Origin of the sequence: Kibdelosporangium banguiense, assembly GCF_017876405.1 — a bacterium.
GTDB classification, from domain to species: domain Bacteria; phylum Actinomycetota; class Actinomycetes; order Mycobacteriales; family Pseudonocardiaceae; genus Kibdelosporangium; species Kibdelosporangium banguiense.
This window is the reverse complement of sequence record NZ_JAGINW010000001.1, coordinates 3151934-3168155: the sequence shown is the minus strand read 5'-3', so window position 1 is coordinate 3168155 and position 16222 is coordinate 3151934. Positions and strand designations below refer to the sequence as shown.

The following is a 16222-nucleotide window of genomic DNA, read 5'->3' as shown; positions in this document are numbered from 1 at the left end:
TGCAGAGCTCATGACTTGACCTCTTCTATCCCGCCAGGCGCCCCAAACTAGCGTCTGTTCTCAACGGTCATCTGCTTCAGCCACTCCACAAGATTCGCTGCTTCCGGGATGACTCGAAGTGACTGCATCAAGTTCGCAAACAGGCCGTTCTTCATGTCCAAGAAATATCGCATGTAGACACCTCCCGTGGCACCGTACCGTCTTGGTATGCGGTTCCAAGGGATCTTGTTAGCGAACCGGTAACGAATGCCGTTGTAACTACGACGACGTTGCGTCAGGTTATAAGCGCGACGATCAACTACACGGCCGTAAGCGTCTTTTCTTAATGGGAGACATGAGGTCAACAGTTCCCACTCAGCATCGGTGAAATCGCTTGCTGCGGGACCAACCACATGATGCCAGGCTTTGAGAAGTTGAGCCGGCTTAAGTTCCAATGCAGGGTGCCACCAGGACAATTCGCCACGAGCAACCGGCACTGTGGGATTCATGTACTGGGCGAGTTCCACCAGTTGATCTTCGCTGGCGTGCACCTCCATCCAGACTTGAGCATCGTCTTGTTGGCCACCGTCCTCCCAAGCGTCACGATCGCCAATTAGCTGGCTAAGCGTGGGAACGGCTTTCACTGCTGCCCAATGGAAGGCGTCGGCAACTTCCCAAGGAAGCTGCTGCTTCAGGATGGCCGCAGCTTGTTCTTCCCGAGAACCGTCTGGAACGGCACAGTAGAGCATATCGATGAATCGGTCGTATTCCTCGTCAGTAACTTCATGCACGAGATATTGCTTGACGGCTTGTTCAAGCTCAGGATCCCAGGGACGGTACTCAACAAAGCCGTCGTCGGCGATGAGATTGTCGGCGTAAATGTTACCAAGGCGGGGCTCGAGATAATCGGCAAGTGGTTCGAACTTCATGCCGCTCCACCTCCGTCTAAGGTTACGCCCTCGATATCGTCCCGCATCTGGTACGCAAGTTTCAAAGCCGTGGGTTGATACCCCTCGTCCCGAACACCCATCTGTGCCAGTTTGAGAGTCACCCAACTATCAAGGTAGCTGCGAACACGGGTCTCGCTACACTTGCAAGAGAGAGTAACAGAGAACCAATACATGCCAGCGGTGGCGACATATACCCCCAGTTCCACGTCAGTTGCACGCCAGTCGTGGCGATGACGACGCTTGAAAGCAGCGATAGTTTGGAAGATCTTGACAGGTAGCAAATTCATGACTACATCTATTTTTGACCAAAACGGCGATCTTGACAAGTGGTTCGCTCAATACAACAAGATCTTGAGTCACTGGTCGGCCAAAAATAGTCCGTTGACGAAATTATCGGGACGTATCTCAAAGGCCCAGAGTAGTATGCATGTAGCGCGACTCTTCCATGCTTGCGCTACGCTTCTCTTGGCGCACTGTACGTCGTGCCCGTGGTACTACCCGAAGACATATAGTTTGTAGCCGGGTCACAGCCGTGCAGAGCATCCGGAGGTCCGGAAATCTCTCCCGGATCCAACGACACGTCCTGGAAGACCAGCAGACCCCATCGACCACTTTGGTTTGGATCGAGATCCCCATCCTCATTGCTCACGGTCCAGCCAGGCGGCCACTGCCGTTCGGAACCCCACCCGGTATCAAAGTCGAGGAGCGCTCGCGCGTCCTCAAGCTCGATCGGCTCATCTGACGAGACTTCGCTTAACCACGTCATCCCGCAGAATCTGGCTTCTTTGAAGGTCAGCCTACGCGAATAAGCTTGAGTGAACAGCACACGGCGACCGAACCGAACACGGTAGAAGTGCCCATATTTGTCGAACTGTACTTGGTTGAACCAGACGTCCCGGTCGAAGGTAGCATGAGCGAAGTTGGCGCCATCGGTGAATCGAGCGCCCGTGAAATTCGCGGTGTCGATCCTACAACCGGTCCAATCCCAACTAACCAGCGTGGCGTCCCTAAGATCCAGGAACATGCCCTCCCAGAACCTCGGCTCTGCGGACGACTTCTCTCGTGCATCAGCGTCTCGAAAGTCGCGCAGATGTGCCGTAAGGATGCGCTCGGCAGTGAGCCGAACCTGGAACTCCTCAGCCGGATGTAACGCGTCGAGTCCTTGCGTCGCACTGCCGGACGACGCCTCTGCATCAGCCAGCGTGGTTTCCTCTACCGACGTCTTTCCTTCTGCTTTCGGAGGCACATATGGCATCCGAAGGTAGGCACACAGCACATCGACCACGGTCTGGCGGTGACCAGGGTGGTTCTGGGCGAGCCGCTCAAGCGCATAGAGACCGCCGAGACGGATGGGCGCCCTCTCGCTACCAAGCTGGTCTATAGCTTTGGTATAGAGATCAGTGATCCGACGCTCTGTGGCGTCGAACTCGGCGGTGACAGCAACCTCTTCGTGGTGAGCTTGAGCTCGCTCGCTCAGCCATTGCCGGCGCGCAGCAAGCAACAGTCCAAGCGCAGCACCCGTACCCGCTCCAACGCCAAGCCCGGTCCGGATCGCTGCCATACGCAACTCCGCCCGCTTGTCCGAAGCCCCTTGGTCTGCCTCCGCAAGGAGCCAGCCGATAGCAGCCCAGCTCGCCGCTACGACCATGCCGACGCCAGCCAGCACCACCCACCAACGCAACGCTCTCAGCGGGCGGCGGCCCATGGCTGCGGACGTGTTAGCGGACCGTCGGAGTCTGCTCATTCCTCAACTCGTACAGCCCACTCGGATGGCTGTCCATGCCCCACAGGGCCCAGTGTCCGCGACCAACTCGTCTCTCTGCCTCGTCGACAACATTCAGCGGATAAGTCACAGCGTGCGCAACAGAGCGAGCACTAACTCTTCGCGACTAGATCAACACGGTATGTTGCGACCGAACAGCTGATCATCTCGCTCACAGTCTATTGAGGAGGGTGCGGCCACATGGTGCCCGACAAGCCTGCCGCCAACCTGTCGTCCCCGGAGCTGGGCTGGCGCGCGGGGACGTTGTCGGCGCCAGTGCCAGCCTCAGGCCCGTCCGGGTTGTCCGACTATGCGGTGTCACCGTTGGGTGTGTCGGCACTGTTGTTGCGCGACGAGGTGCGAGTGGCGTTTTTGGCCCGCACGTCCACTGAGGACCTTCAGGATCCGCGTCAATCGATCGTGCGGCAGTTGGGGAACTGCAAGTCAGCGCTTCCGGAGTCGTGGGTGATCGTGGCGCACTTCTATGACGTCGAGTCCGGCCGGATGGAACTGGATCGTCGCGGCCGCGGGACTGACTACGACCGGTTCGACATCCCGATTGCGCGTGATGGCGGCATTGCCGACTTGCTGGACGAGGCGGTGCGCGCCGGGCGACGGTTTGACGTCGTGATCTGTGAGTCCGTTTCTCGCGTTGCTCGCCGTGCGTACGAAGGACTGGTCATCGAGCGCGCGTTGGAGCGAGCCGAGGTGCCGTTGTTCGCGGCCAACGAGCCGATCACGCTGACAGGCAGCAGAGCACAGCAAATCCTGCAGCGGCGGATCAACCAGTCGGTCGCCGAGTACGAAGTGTTGAACACCCTGGAGCAGTCCTGGAGTGGGTTGTGCACGCACGTGCGTGAAGGGTGGAACATCGGCAAACCGCTGTACGGCTATAAGGCCAAGACTTTCCGCCATCCCAACCCGGTCAAGGCCGGCAAAGGGCTGACCAAGACTCGGCTAGAACCGGATGGCCTACGAGCCGAGACCGTCACGCAAATCGCCTTGTGGCGGTACTACGAAGGGATTGGCTACGACACCATCGCCGAGCGGTTGAACGCGGACTTGGTCAGGTATCCGCCGCCGGAACCCCCGGGCAAGCAGCGGGCACGTGGATCGTGGGCGAAGACCAGTGTGTACGACATCCTCCGCAACCCGAAGTACACGGGGTATCAGGTGTTCAACCGGCGTGCCAGGAAGTCGCGGGGCGGGAAGGTCAACGATCCGGTGAAGTGGGTGTGGTCGACCGAGCCCGCACACGAACCGCTGATCCCGAAGTGGATGTACGACCAACTCATCGCCCGTCGACAAGCCACGCGGGGGTCTCGTGACAGCGACGAGCGGAATTCCCACCCCGCAACGACGCGGACATACGTGATGCGGAGCTTGATGTTCTGCGCGTGTGGTCGCCGGATGCACGGGAATTACCGTCGCAACGTCGTCTACTACGCGTGCTTGTCCCGCGGCCACAACCACAACCATCCCGGCACACACGGAGGTCACCCCAGGGCGATCTACCTCCGAGAAGACGCCCTCTTGGACGCGGTGTCGCGGTTCTTCGCCGACCAGGTGTTCGGTGCGCACCGCCGGGACATCCTGGCTGCCGATCTGGCCGCAGTCGACGAACAGGCTGCTCGTAAGCGGCAGGAGGAGCGAGAACGGCTACAGCGGGACGTGGCCGACGCGGTCCGGCGGCAGAAAGCGATCCTGCGCCAGGTCCAAGACAGCGATCCGGACGACCCGTTCACCGCGGCCCTCCGCAACAGCTATAACGAGTTGGAGACCCGGAAGCAGGCTGTAGTCGCCCGACTGGACGCCGCCGAGGACAACGACTCCAACGGTGTGAGCGCAGTGGACATGGCCCTGCTGGACGCGCTGCCCTCCCAGCCGTTCGACCTCGCCAAAGCGCCTGAGCCACTGGTACGAAAGCTGTTGAAGAGCACCCAGCTCGCCGTCCAGCTCACGGACAGGGCTGGCCATGTGACGATGACCATCCGGCTGCCCGCCGACTTGCAAAGAGAGATCACCCACGCGGAGAGGGCGATCACCCATGCGAAGGCTGGGAAAGTACTTGGAGCGCAAATCAACGATCTTGCGGAACCTGAGCCTGGCCAGCCGGTGTGGTCCTATGTCCAGCAACGGGAACGGAGCGGCGACCGCACATACGCCGGTTACGTCGACTACGCCCACAACGGGGAAGCTGAACGACTGCGCGGCGAAGTCGCGCCTGTCCTCCTCAACCTGCTGCGCTGGTCCCCACCACAGTGCTGACCAGACTGCGATAACACCCGCTGTACAACGGGGTTCCCCTCTGGGTACGACAAGACTGGTTATCCAGGTATGGCGACTGGTGACGCGACAGACCTCGGTACGCGGATCATAGCTGCGAGCTGCGTCGCCTCGGCTGCCCGTGTTGCTTGAAAATGTCCTGGACCTGCGTCGCCCAGAAGACGTACGGCTCGTCGAAGCGGTATCCAAGCGACCTGGCCATGTCGTAGAAGCCAGGGCCTGGCTCCTTGTCGCCGTCCTTGTGGGTCACGATGGCGGTGAGAAGTGGCTGGTCGGCTGCGTGCTCGTCCTCAAGGATGGCGCCAAGCAAGTGATTCATGAGCGCCGAGAAGGGATCAACGTGCACCGCAGTCACTTGAGCAGCGACATGGCTGTACCACGTCATCTGTCGGGCTCGAGCTGCTTCGAGAATGGCAGCGCGCAGCTGCGCTTTGGCTGAGTCCCACGTGGCGTCCGATAAGCCGAAGGTTGACGGCGTCCGTCTCATCAGGTGCTCCTCACCCCTCAAGCTATCTGCCGAGTGGTTCGTCGCCGTGCCCCAAGCCGTTACACCCGCACGGATGGTTTTGTCTGCGTGAACGAAGAGGCACGAGTAGCGCCGTAACCAGCAATACACTTCAGCTGGATTGATCGGAAGTGTCCAGGACGGCGGCGGGAGGCGGCGGTGGCGCTGTATGACACGATCAAGGATTGCGTCGAGCGGCTCGATCGCTACACGCGCCAAGGACAGCGGATCGGCGAGCAGAACACCAAGGCCAGTCTGATCGAGCCAGTGATCAAAGCTCTTGGCTGGGACGTCCTCGACCCCGACGAAGTACACCGGGAATATCGCCGACGCAGCGCTGACAATCCAGTCGACTACGCCCTGCTGATCATGCGGACCCCACGGTTGTTCATTGAGGCGAAGGGCTTGGGCGAGAACCTGGACGATCCTCGGTGGGCGAACCAGACGATCAGCTATGCCGCTGTCGCCGGCGTCGAGTGGGTCGTGCTGACCGACGGGTCGGAGTGGCGCATCTACAACGCGCACGCCCCCGTACCGATCGAGCAGAAGCTGTTCCGCTCCGTCCGGCTCGCCGACGACATCGACCAGGCGGCCGAGGTCCTTGCGCTGCTGGGGCGTGACGACTTGCGCGACAACCGCATCCAGGAACTGTGGAAAAGCTATTTCGTCGACCGCCAGGTTCATGGCGCACTCACCACGTTGTTTGGCGGACAGGAACCACCGCGTGAACTGGTCAGCATGATCCTCAAACAAGCACCGGACCTCAACCGTGCTGACATCCGGGCAAGCCTCATGCGGGCTCGTGCCAGCTTCGACTTTCCTGTCACCGTCCCGCTTGCTGGCACCCGCCTCACAACCAGCACACCGTCATCGGCCCCTCCGGTAGACCTCCACCAGCCCGATCGACCGCCTGTCCCTGCCTCGTCGGCAACTTCCGGCAGGCGAGTCACGGTCAGTGCAGCAGAGCGGGCACTAACTCTTCGAGACCTGATCAACGCCGGTATGTTGTCGACCAGAAGGCCGCTGACCGCGGAGTGGCGACACCAGACGCGGCAGGCCGAACTTCTCCCTGACGGGTCAGTCCGCGTCAAAGGGACGACCTATACCTCGCTAAGCGCTGCTGGCGAAGCCGTCAAGATCGACATTGCCGACTCCGACCTTAAGGACACGACCCGGGCCACCGATGGCTGGGACTTCTGGAAGGCACCCGACCCTACAAGCGGCCGCCCAGTACGCCTGAAAGAGCTACGCCGACGCCTCGCGCAAAGCTCAGTTACATAAACTGACAGGAATGGCGAGCAACGAATCAACGAAAAGATATCGTACGGCAACAAAAGTGCCGGTTTTGAACCTTCAGGGAAACCGCTACCCCGCCCGTCGCCAGATCACCGATCAGGCGGGTTTCCCTCACTCTCTAAAAGGGCGATCATCGATGATGACGAGATCGGGCTTCGCCGCATCCGAGGACGTCGAACCCTATCCCCCGCGTGGCAAAACGAAAGCACGTCGGCGTTAAACCTCTCAACGCGCCATCCACGCCGACACCCGCTACGACATATCACCCCACCTGCACATCTTCGGTAAGATCGCTTAACCTAACCAACTTTTTTCACTTTGCTAGCAAGCTCGCGCAGACCTCTTGATCGTCGCTTCAGATACTCGCGTCGATCAACGCTGCACTATTTCATAGTGGCGCATTGAATATGCACGTAAGCTTTGATATAACAAGATAGGCGAGTCAGAGATTGACGACAGTCATCTACTTTACCTGTCTCTACGAGTCCTCTTTTGTTCAGCAGTTCACTGAACCTAAAGTGGCCGTTTTGATACCTTGAAAGCTGCATCCGACTTCTTCGGCCACCCCTGCGCACACTCATCGCGCAGCGTGCGCAGGGGTGGCCCACTCGAGGTCACTGCCTTTTGAGTATCAAGGGAGGAACGGGCGCAATGTTCGACGGCGTGATCACGACAATTCAACCTCCACGGCTTGCCCATGCCATTGATGATGTTCGATCTCACATCACGTTTATTGACAGTCTTAATTCGACGGTTTTGGACTCAAGCGGGTTTGATGCAGTTAGCATTTGGGACGGCGAAACTATCATCAGCCGTTCAGACAGCACTTCAGCATGATGTCCTCCCGTAACCAGGTCAAAGTCAGCTTCAGTGTCGGCGGTCGCTACCACACGACAACTGATAACGTTGAGATCGGAAGGGCTGGCGACGACTCCATGATAGGCCTCAAACTTGACGGCATCTCCGGGCTCGTGCGTGCCTCGATCGAGTTCGACGCCACAATTACGGCCATAAACGCTGTTGAGTCGGGGGAAGATCAATTGCCTTGCATTCAGGTTCACTACCATATCGCGGGCGGTTTCATTGTCCATAGTCGAAATGTGGAGGTCGTCCGTGCAGACGTAGCAACATTTCTGGAACCCGATCTGTCTCGCGTGGATAACCTGATCGTGGATTCAAGTTTCAGCGAGATCGAACTGCACTCGGTCCAGTCCATCAACTAGGCGGTTCCACAGCTGTTGTGGGGTAGCACCGATAGGCGCTACCTCACAACCACAACCCTACATTTTCTTTGCACTCCAAGATGGTTGGCGCTCTCCTAGGACGTTCCAGAGCGCAGTGAGATCAGAGCAGGCCGCTGAACAATCGACCAACGGTCCCAACGCCAGCCATCTGCGTATGCTCACGTCAGACGCAAACACCCGGACCGTCGGTCCATGGCTCGATTACGGCAGAGGAGGCTTGTTTGGTGATCCTCGATGACGTAGCCGCAGCACGATGGGAGGGGTGCACCAGCAGTAGAGGTGCGGATCAGCGAGTGGCTAGTGGCCGGGACGAAGGGTATGAAGTCGCGAGTATGAACGCCATCAACTCGGATGCCGTGATGACGATCACTGTGCTCGGATGTGGCTCGGTGTATCCGCGCCCAGGGCAACCTTGCTCTGGCTACCTCCTTAGAGCCTGCGGCAACGCTGTCTGGGTTGATGCCGGCGCAGGGACATTCGCCGAGCTCCAACGCCACGCCTACCTACGTAACATCACCACCATCTGGATCAGCCATCTGCATCCCGCCCGCTGGGCCGATTTGCTGGTCGCGTGGAGTGCCTACGTACACACGCCCTCGCTGCCTCGCCCTCTTGTTCTCGGACCGCCGGGGTGGCACCGACGGCTCGACGGGATGTTGGGACGTTCCGGCGCAACTGAAGAGGCGTTTACCATAGGGAAGTTGCACCACGGTCTCAGCAGACGTGTTGGCCAACTCGAGTTGCAGGCTCACAAGCTCCCACATCGTACGCCGACGTTCGGACTTCGGGCACAGCAGGACAAGCGCGCGTTTGCCTACTCTGCTGACTCAGGCCCAAGCGAGAGGTTGGTTGAACTGGCGCGAAACGTCAACCTTCTGTTGATCGAAGCGGGTGCGAGCACTAGCCAGGACTATCACTGCACTCCCGAAGATGCAGCTGACACCGCGACCAAGGCCCAAGCCGAACGTGTGCTTCTCACCCGTCTTACGACCGACCTCAAGCCCGCCGAGGCGCTCGCGCGCTGCCAAGCTCGCTTTGCTGGCAACATCGAGCTAGCCCGTGTTGGCCGTATCGCAACGGCCTGAAGGAGACGCAGACTGAGTTGACGCTGGTCCTGCCTGCACCACAGCAGCAACGATAGACACGCCGTACTACTACCAAAGCCTTGGCCACACAGCCCGATATGGTGGCGCGATGACGGGAAGCGCCGGCGAAACCAGCTCCATCGATGATCTCCTCGCACGTACGGAAGAGCGCCGGCTACTTGCCGGTACGGAGCTGGCCCCTGCCACACGTCGCGAGCTGGGACAGTTCTTCACCCCCCGCGAAGTAGCTGAACGGATCGCGGCTCAACCGCGGCTGGACCAAACCAGCACACTGTCCGTGCTCGATCCAGGGGCCGGTGCAGGTGTTCTGACAGCCGCACTGGTTGGTCGAGCGCTACGAGAGCGGCCAGATTTGAAGATTATGGCAACTGTTGTGGAAGTTGATCCATCGCTTCACGAGCCCTTGCGTGCGACTCTTGAAGACTGTCGCGTCACCGCCGCCGCCCACAATAGTCAATTCGAATACGAGATCGTCTCGACAGACTTTATTCCATGGGCTACCGCATTTATTTTGGGCAGCCTTGACGGACCAGACGAACAGCCCAATTTCGATGTTGTTATTCAGAATCCACCGTATGGCAAGGTGGCACGGGGGTCGTCCGTCCGGAAGCATCTTTCATTGGTTGGAGTTGAGGTTCCTAACCTGTATGCCGCGTTCCTGGCCCTCAGTACTCGCTTGCTCGCCCCCCAAGGTCAATTGGTTGCAATTACTCCGCGCAGCTTTTGTAACGGAGCCTACTTCCGGCCGTTCCGACGCGACCTCCTAGCAAAAGTCGGCTTGGACCGAGTGTGCGTATTTAACGAGCGAGGGACCCTCTTCGCGGACTCCGCAGTGCTTCAGGAGACGATAGTTTTCAGCGCGACAAACGGTCGTAGGCCAGACAAAACTGCCATCGTGACGACGAACGGCCACGCCGATCAGGGGCACGAGCGGCTTGTCTCGTATGACGAGCTAGTAAAGCCTGACGACCCTGAGATGTTTTTGCGAATCCCTACTGATGTGGAGGATGACAAGAGTAACTGGCTTGTATCGAAGCTTCCAGCAACTCTCCCAGATCTCAAACTGCAAGTTTCTACAGGCCGTGTCGTCGACTTTCGAGCTACCGAATATCTTCGATCACAACCCGAAAACGGTGCCGTTCCGCTTATCTACCCTCATCATTTCCGCTCCGGAAAAGTGGTGTGGCCGTCGGAGAGCACCAGAAAGCCGAACGCGATCATGGACGCGCCTGGGTCGCGGAAGCTTCTCTTGCCCCGAGGCACCTACGTATTGGTGAAGCGACTGAGCGCGAAAGAGGAACCGCGTCGAGTCGTAGCTTGTGTAATCGGCCCGGAGGATATCCCGACGTCGATGATCGGATTCGAGAACCATCTCAATGTTTTCCACTACGCGAATGAAGGGCTAGACTCAGATCTTGCCGCTGGACTCGCAGCGTGGCTTAATTCAGAGAATCTGGAGCTGTACTTTAGGCAATTCAGTGGCCACACGCAGGTAAACGCCACCGATCTGCGGAATATGCAGTATCCCGCTCGGGAAAACCTCATTGCGTTGGGTCAGGCGCTAACACCGGAGCATTGGTCAGATCAAGATGAGATGGACAAGCTAGTTAAGTTGCACGTGTTTGGCCAACTCGACGACGACCCAGGGGGACATGGAGTGACGAGCCCAGCCGAGCAGACCGTCGCAGACGCTCGAACCTTCCTGAAAGCATTGCAGTTCGATGCAGAACGCCACAACGAACGGTCCGCACTCGTGTTACTGGCCCTAGCCCAGCTGCATCCTGGCCAGCCCTGGGACGAAGCCACGAACCCCCCTTTGCGGACAGTCGAGATTATGGATTTTCTACGGGCCCACCATGGTCGGGACTACAAGCCGAATACCCGCGAGACTATTCGTCGCCAGACGCTGCATCAGTTTGCCGCAGCGGGCCTAGTGGTTCAAAACCCAGATCAGCCCGACCGGCCGATCAACTCGCCTAAATGGTGCTATCAACTGACCGACCCTGCGATTGCGCTGATACACAAGTACAAGACCAAAGAATTCGCCTCAGCGCTCGCGGATTACCTAGAGAAACTTCCCGGCCTGTTGCAACAGTATACCGCCGATCGCGAGTTGATGCGGATCCCACTGACTCTTCCCGGCGGTAAGACTCTCGCACTTAGTCCGGGTGGTCAGAATCCACTAATCCGTGACATGATCGAGAAGTTCTGCCCCGCCTACACGCCTGGGGGTGAGATCCTCTACATCGGTGATGCCGGCAATAAATGGCAACATGTGGAGAGAGAAGCATTTACCGACCTTGGTGTGGTGTTCGATGAACACGGAAAGATGCCGGACCTCGTCGTATTCATGCCGAATAAGAACTGGCTGGTCCTACTCGAAGCAGCATCCAGTCATGGTCCTGTACACGTGCAACGCTTCAGTGAGCTTAAAACACTATTTGCGGCGAGCACAGCGGAGCTGGTCTTCGTCAGCTGTTTCCCCAGCCGAGCGGAGATGCGCAAGGACCTGGCACAAATTGCATGGGAAACCGAGGTATGGTGCGCCGATTCTCCCAACCGTATAATCCACTTTGATGGCAAACGCTACTTGGAACCGGAGAATACTCCATCTAAGTGAGGACACCATGTCGGGACTGACGCAACCTCAAGGTATGCAATCAGCATATCTTGTTGTAATTAGCGATGTGGCTGCACTAGCATGGGTTCTCACGAACTCGCGCATGGCCTTTCCGGAAGCACGCCGAAGCACAGTCGAGGCCATGAAGGTTGGCGACGATATCTTCATCTACACCTCGCGCGGATGCTATCACAACACGTCGCGAGACCGAGGACTTCTGGTCGGTCAAGCCAAGCTCGCAAATAAACCGAAATTGCTTGACCGGCCGGTGGTGATTGGTCCACGCAAATTCGCCTACGCCTGCAAGCTACAGATTCTCGGTATGGCCCCGCTAAGAAAAGGCGTCGAGCTCGCGTCAGTAGTCGACCAGTTGGAAGCTTTTCCTCAACCAGCTCACTGGAGCGCTCGGCTGCGTCAGCCGCCGTTGGAACTAACCTCTCACGATGCCAAACTGCTCAATGAACTTCTGTCGCCTCATTTGGAACCGCTTAAAGCCCACCTTTCTACCTACGAGGCCGAGGCGATACGGTTAGCAGGTAGGTTCCATTGAGAAATTTTGCTCTAGGATTTCGTCAAAACAAGCCAGACGCCTTCACCCAGAAGAGAATGTGCAGCAGGATTGAATACACTGCGTGGTAAGTGGTAGCCTAATGTAGTCCCCTAGAGGGCCAACAAGCGTCTCGGCTAGTATATCATCCACGTGTGGCCCGCTCCTACCTGCTCGTCATCAGCGACGCAACAGCACTCGCCTGGATTCTCGCCGAAAGTCGCATGGCCTTCTCAAATTCGAAGCGCTCCGGCGCTGGCCGCATGGAGATTGGCGACGAGCTTTTCCTGTACACGGCCAGAGGTTGCTTTCACAATCCAACCCGCGACATGGGGCGAGTGATGGGTGTAGCCAAAGTTGCTAGCGAAACAAAGCTCCTGACGGAGCCCATTAGGTTCGGGCAGCGAGAGTTTCCATACGGATGCAAACTCACGATATCCGCGATTGCACCCCTTAGAGAAGGCCTTGTGCTCAGGGAAATCGTGCCCAAACTCACGATCTTTCCTAATCCAGGAACATGGAGCGCCCACCTGCGGCGGTCCTTGGTGCCACTGCCAACCGTCGATGCACGACTGATCCGACGGCTCGTCCAACCATACGTACAGCCGCCACAGCATCATCTCAGCTCCTACCAGGCTGAAGGACAACGATGGCGGCAAGACCGCCCGCTTAGATGAGCTGGCTTTAGAGCTCACTCTTTCGCGACCAGTTACCGCGGCTTGGGCCATCGCCGAAGAACAAACATGAAAGATGACGTAGATGTCGTTTCTGGAGTACAGCTGGAATGGGGTGGCAAGAACGAGCAGGTCCCGCGTATTCACTTGGCTCGGGTTATAGAATCTCTCAACGCCGTATGGTCAGACCGCGAACCTTGCTCATGGGCCCAGCAGCTGTAGATCGGCTGACTACAGTAGCAAGTGTGGTTCCGTCGGCTAGGGCTATCTGGATCGGGGCTATCTCCGCTTTCCCTTGCTGGCGTGTGCAGCCTCGAACGCCTCGATCACATTGCTGGGGATACGCCCGTGGTCGGACAGCTCGTAACCGTTCTGCCGCGCCCAGTCGCGGATGGCCCTGGTCTGCTGGCGGTTGGCCACCGGTGTGGTGGCCTGGGGCGAGGTACCACGCTTAACTCGACCACCAGTCCGCCGAGCGTTGTCGACGAAGTCGCCGAGCTGGTTGCGAAGCTTGGCGGCGTTGTTGGCCGTCAGGTCGATCTCATATACGGCCCCGTCGAGTCCGAAGGTGACGGTGGTGATGTCATCAGACGCGGTGCCATCCAGGTCATCGACAAGCTGGACGAGGACTTTCTGGGCCATTGCATTGCCTACTTTCTGTTCAGGGCGGACGGTAACGACCGAGGTCAAACGGAGATAGCTCAGAAGAGCATAGGTTCGTGGGGTGCTCGTAGATCAATACCTGCATGGCCCTGGCGTGGCGCGAAGTACACATCGAAGTGTCACCAGCTTGATCAGCTACCCAGCTGCCCAAGTCTCCTACCAGGGAAGATAGAAAATTCCTACGGAAATTGGGAGGCACGTTAAACGTTTTGTGGGTGTCCACGCCTGTACCTCTCAACAACCGCTGTCAGTCTCTTGATGACGAGAGGGCGAGAACTGTGCCGACGGAGCTACTCACAGCCTTGGGACTCGTCCTCGGGCTGGGCAGCCTCGGCACTGTAATTCGGCAAATCGCAAGACGACGAACGTCGCGACGTTGTACGACGGCTGCCGAAGCCGAGAAGACCGGCATGTGGGATGTGCTCAGGAGCTGGGTTGAGGGCAAGGCACAGATTGCCTTAGAACGGGAACGGCGGTCCACTCGCGTGGCGACCCTCAGGCAGATCAACAGCCTGCCACCCGGAGCTTCAATCACCGAGGTGTCTGGTCCTGGAACCAGCGTGGTCATTCGCGTGCCTGCAAGCTACCGCTGTCATGAAGCGGGTCAACCGCAGGGTGCCGCTCATGACTGAGCCCAGTGCGCCGCACGAAGTGCCAGACGAGCCTGAATCGTGGGACGCTGACTGGCTGGTGTTCTACCAGCAGTGGCGCCCAAAACTTCTAGCCTTCCTCATCTCCACTACGCAGCACGATACCCGTTTCATCGAGGATGTCGTTCAAGACAGCTTTTTGTTGCACCGCAGACACTGGGCCGGGCTCGACGACCCGAGCAAAGCTCATTCGTATCTCTTCAAAATTGCCCTACGCCTGTTGCGTCGACGGGCGCTCAAAGAATCGCGCTATCAGCCTATTCTGCCGACTGGCGATGACGAAGGCGCCCAAGCCAGCCAACGTCGCGGTTCCCAACCAGATACCTTCGGCCTGGCGGATGCTCGATGCGACGTATATGCCGCCATACGGAAACTGCCGCCGCGCCAGGCTGAGGCGATTGGGTTGCGCTACTTCCTCGACTTGCCGGTGCGGGACATCGCCGAGATACAACGCATAACAGAGGGGGCAGTCCGTTCTCACCTGCTCCTCGGGCGCCGACATCTCGCTGAGCTGCTTGGCGAAGACCTAGAAGCCGCACCGACGAGGGAGGTGCCTCGTGAGTCTCAATGATCGTCTCCGCGGCGCCGCCGAGGCACTAATCGCGGCCAGCACCCGTGACCATGACCTCGAGCACGGTACACAGTTGCTTCACAAGGCATATCAGACCTTTCGGCCGACGGCCTCCCAAAGTACTGCGCCAATTTGGGATGATCAAGATGTCGACGACGAGACCGCCTATCGCATGGGCACGGTGAGCGCCGAACGCGGCGACTGGCATGGCGCTGCGCTGTGCTTCCACCAGGCAGCTGTGCACGATTTTGGTGACGCCGCACTACGTCTTGGCGATGTGCTCGAGCAGCTAGGTCGTCTTGACGAAGCCACACAGTGGTACCGACAGGCCGAACAGAGCGGATTGTCTGAAGCGTCAGGCAAGTTGGCCGCTCTAACCACGGTCAAGCAGGAGCCGAAGGACAGTGCCGCTCAGCCGAGCACCAATCTTTCAGCCTGCAAACCCTCTCAAGCCGTCATCCCCATGGGGCCAACGACGAGCCAGCCAAGTGCTGAGAAACAAGATGCTGACACGGCGCCAATTCTGCCTCTTGTTGCTCGAGACCGGAGAGCGACGAAGGAAGTCTTGCCCGGTATGTCATTCCCCGCAGCCGCTCCCAGCAAGACATGGGAATACTACTCAGGGACAAGCCTGGCACTCGACGAGAGCAGCTCTGAGGGACGGGATCAAGGCTCATCGCCATACCCTCCGGCCAGCTTGCTTGGGCGGCTGACGAATCGCACCCGAGAGGACTTCTTGGTGATTGGTGTTTCGGAGAGTAGGCCGGCAGGCGCGAGAATCATTAGCCAGGGCGAGTCAGATTCGAATGCGCTGTTGTTGCTACACGGCTCAGTGAAAGTCATCGCCACGAACTCGGCGGGCGAACGGACACTGCTTGCAATCAGGACCGGCGGTGATCTCATCGGCGAGATGGCTGCACTGGATGTCGGCCCGCGATCCGCCACGGTGATCACGTGTACCGACGTCTTCTTCAAACGAATGACAAGGGCCGAGCTGCGTAACTTCCTGGCGAGGCACCCAGACGCGGCCATTGAGGTGGCGACGATGCTAAGCGAACGATTGCGTTGGTCCGACAGGCGACGGATCGAGCACGGTCGCCCTGCGAGCGTACGAGTCGCTCAAGTGCTTGTTGATCTGTACGAAGCGTATGGCACCCGAGTCGGCAACCGCTGGAACCTGTCTATGCCATTGACTAGGGAGGAGCTGGCCTCCATAGCAGGCATCAAGATGACCACTGCGGAAAAGATCATCCGTTCGTTCCAGCAGGAAGGGCTGGTGAGCGGTCGTTACCGCGATTTCTCTATTCTCGACATGTCTCGGCTGCGGCTGCGGGCCGAAGTGCTGTGACCGCGGCTTCGGTCGTTGCCT

The 16222-nt window shown here is 58.6% G+C and carries 12 protein-coding genes; 7 read left to right on the top strand and 5 right to left on the bottom strand.

What is annotated here, in order from left to right; genetic code table 11:
- Window positions 1-47 precede the first annotated feature (47 nt).
- Together JOF56_RS15165 and JOF56_RS15160 are read right to left on the bottom strand one after the other, a co-directional pair.
- Complete coding sequence (locus tag JOF56_RS15165; RefSeq protein ID WP_209638286.1) at window positions 48-908, bottom strand: transposase; 861 nt, start codon at window positions 906-908, stop codon at window positions 48-50.
- A 475-nt stretch (window positions 909-1383) separates the two neighbouring features.
- On the bottom strand, window positions 1384-2598 hold the full coding sequence (locus JOF56_RS15160; RefSeq protein WP_209638284.1) for a pentapeptide repeat-containing protein: 1215 nt from the start codon (window positions 2596-2598) through the stop codon (window positions 1384-1386).
- Between the two features lie 294 nt (window positions 2599-2892).
- Here JOF56_RS15160 and JOF56_RS15155 point away from each other — a divergent pair, with 294 nt between their 5' ends.
- Complete coding sequence (locus JOF56_RS15155; RefSeq protein ID WP_209638282.1) at window positions 2893-4959, top strand: recombinase family protein; 2067 nt, start codon at window positions 2893-2895, stop codon at window positions 4957-4959.
- Between the two features lie 106 nt (window positions 4960-5065).
- On the opposite strand, the gene JOF56_RS15150 is transcribed toward JOF56_RS15155, so the two are convergent.
- Window positions 5066-5464: a hypothetical protein gene (locus JOF56_RS15150; protein WP_209638280.1), complete on the bottom strand. Its 399-nt coding sequence runs from the start codon at window positions 5462-5464 to the stop codon at window positions 5066-5068.
- Window positions 5465-5641: 177 nt separating this feature from the next.
- On the opposite strand from JOF56_RS15150, the gene JOF56_RS15145 reads away from it, so the two are divergent.
- The gene (locus JOF56_RS15145) at window positions 5642-6763 is read left to right on the top strand and encodes a restriction system modified-DNA reader domain-containing protein (RefSeq protein ID WP_209638278.1); all 1122 of its coding nucleotides are present in this window, start codon (window positions 5642-5644) and stop codon (window positions 6761-6763) included.
- A 734-nt stretch (window positions 6764-7497) separates the two neighbouring features.
- Here the strand turns inward: JOF56_RS15145 and JOF56_RS15140 are convergent.
- A complete protein-coding gene (locus tag JOF56_RS15140) occupies window positions 7498-7869 on the bottom strand; it encodes a hypothetical protein (protein WP_209638276.1) in 372 nt (123 codons plus the stop codon).
- 485 nt (window positions 7870-8354) lie between these two features.
- Between JOF56_RS15140 and JOF56_RS15135 the strand changes: the two genes are divergently transcribed.
- From JOF56_RS15135 to JOF56_RS15125, 3 genes are all read left to right on the top strand, one after another.
- On the top strand, window positions 8355-9107 hold the full coding sequence (locus tag JOF56_RS15135; protein ID WP_209638274.1) for an MBL fold metallo-hydrolase: 753 nt from the start codon (window positions 8355-8357) through the stop codon (window positions 9105-9107).
- A 109-nt stretch (window positions 9108-9216) separates the two neighbouring features.
- Window positions 9217-11748, top strand: a complete 2532-nt coding sequence (locus JOF56_RS15130) for a BsuBI/PstI family type II restriction endonuclease (protein ID WP_209638272.1) — start codon at window positions 9217-9219, stop codon at window positions 11746-11748.
- A 142-nt stretch (window positions 11749-11890) separates the two neighbouring features.
- Complete coding sequence (locus JOF56_RS15125; protein WP_209638270.1) at window positions 11891-12298, top strand: hypothetical protein; 408 nt, start codon at window positions 11891-11893, stop codon at window positions 12296-12298.
- 950 nt (window positions 12299-13248) lie between these two features.
- Here JOF56_RS15125 and JOF56_RS15115 read toward each other — a convergent pair.
- On the bottom strand, window positions 13249-13611 hold the full coding sequence (locus tag JOF56_RS15115) for a histone-like nucleoid-structuring protein Lsr2 (RefSeq protein ID WP_209638265.1): 363 nt from the start codon (window positions 13609-13611) through the stop codon (window positions 13249-13251).
- Window positions 13612-14256: 645 nt separating this feature from the next.
- On the opposite strand from JOF56_RS15115, the gene JOF56_RS15110 reads away from it, so the two are divergent.
- Both JOF56_RS15110 and JOF56_RS60100 read left to right on the top strand, forming a co-directional pair.
- Window positions 14257-14853, top strand: a complete 597-nt coding sequence (locus tag JOF56_RS15110) for an RNA polymerase sigma factor (protein ID WP_209638263.1) — start codon at window positions 14257-14259, stop codon at window positions 14851-14853.
- Window positions 14840-16201 (top strand): Crp/Fnr family transcriptional regulator, encoded by a 1362-nt coding sequence (locus JOF56_RS60100; protein ID WP_209638260.1) that lies wholly within the window; start codon window positions 14840-14842, stop codon window positions 16199-16201. Before JOF56_RS15110 ends, JOF56_RS60100 begins: the two co-directional genes overlap by 14 nt.
- The last annotated feature ends 21 nt before the right edge of the window (window positions 16202-16222 follow it).

Coding starts and splice junctions, on each gene's coding strand:
- JOF56_RS15165 (WP_209638286.1), bottom strand. CDS start 908: ATGAAGTTCGAACCACTTGCCGATTATCTCGAGCCCCGCCTTGGTAAC.
- JOF56_RS15155 (WP_209638282.1), top strand. CDS start 2,893: ATGGTGCCCGACAAGCCTGCCGCCAACCTGTCGTCCCCGGAGCTGGGC.
- JOF56_RS15150 (WP_209638280.1), bottom strand. CDS start 5,464: ATGAGACGGACGCCGTCAACCTTCGGCTTATCGGACGCCACGTGGGAC.
- JOF56_RS15140 (WP_209638276.1), bottom strand. CDS start 7,869: ATGGACAATGAAACCGCCCGCGATATGGTAGTGAACCTGAATGCAAGG.
- JOF56_RS15135 (WP_209638274.1), top strand. CDS start 8,355: ATGAACGCCATCAACTCGGATGCCGTGATGACGATCACTGTGCTCGGA.
- JOF56_RS15130 (WP_209638272.1), top strand. CDS start 9,217: ATGACGGGAAGCGCCGGCGAAACCAGCTCCATCGATGATCTCCTCGCA.
- JOF56_RS15125 (WP_209638270.1), top strand. CDS start 11,891: ATGAAGGTTGGCGACGATATCTTCATCTACACCTCGCGCGGATGCTAT.
- JOF56_RS15115 (WP_209638265.1), bottom strand. CDS start 13,611: ATGGCCCAGAAAGTCCTCGTCCAGCTTGTCGATGACCTGGATGGCACC.
- JOF56_RS15110 (WP_209638263.1), top strand. CDS start 14,257: ATGACTGAGCCCAGTGCGCCGCACGAAGTGCCAGACGAGCCTGAATCG.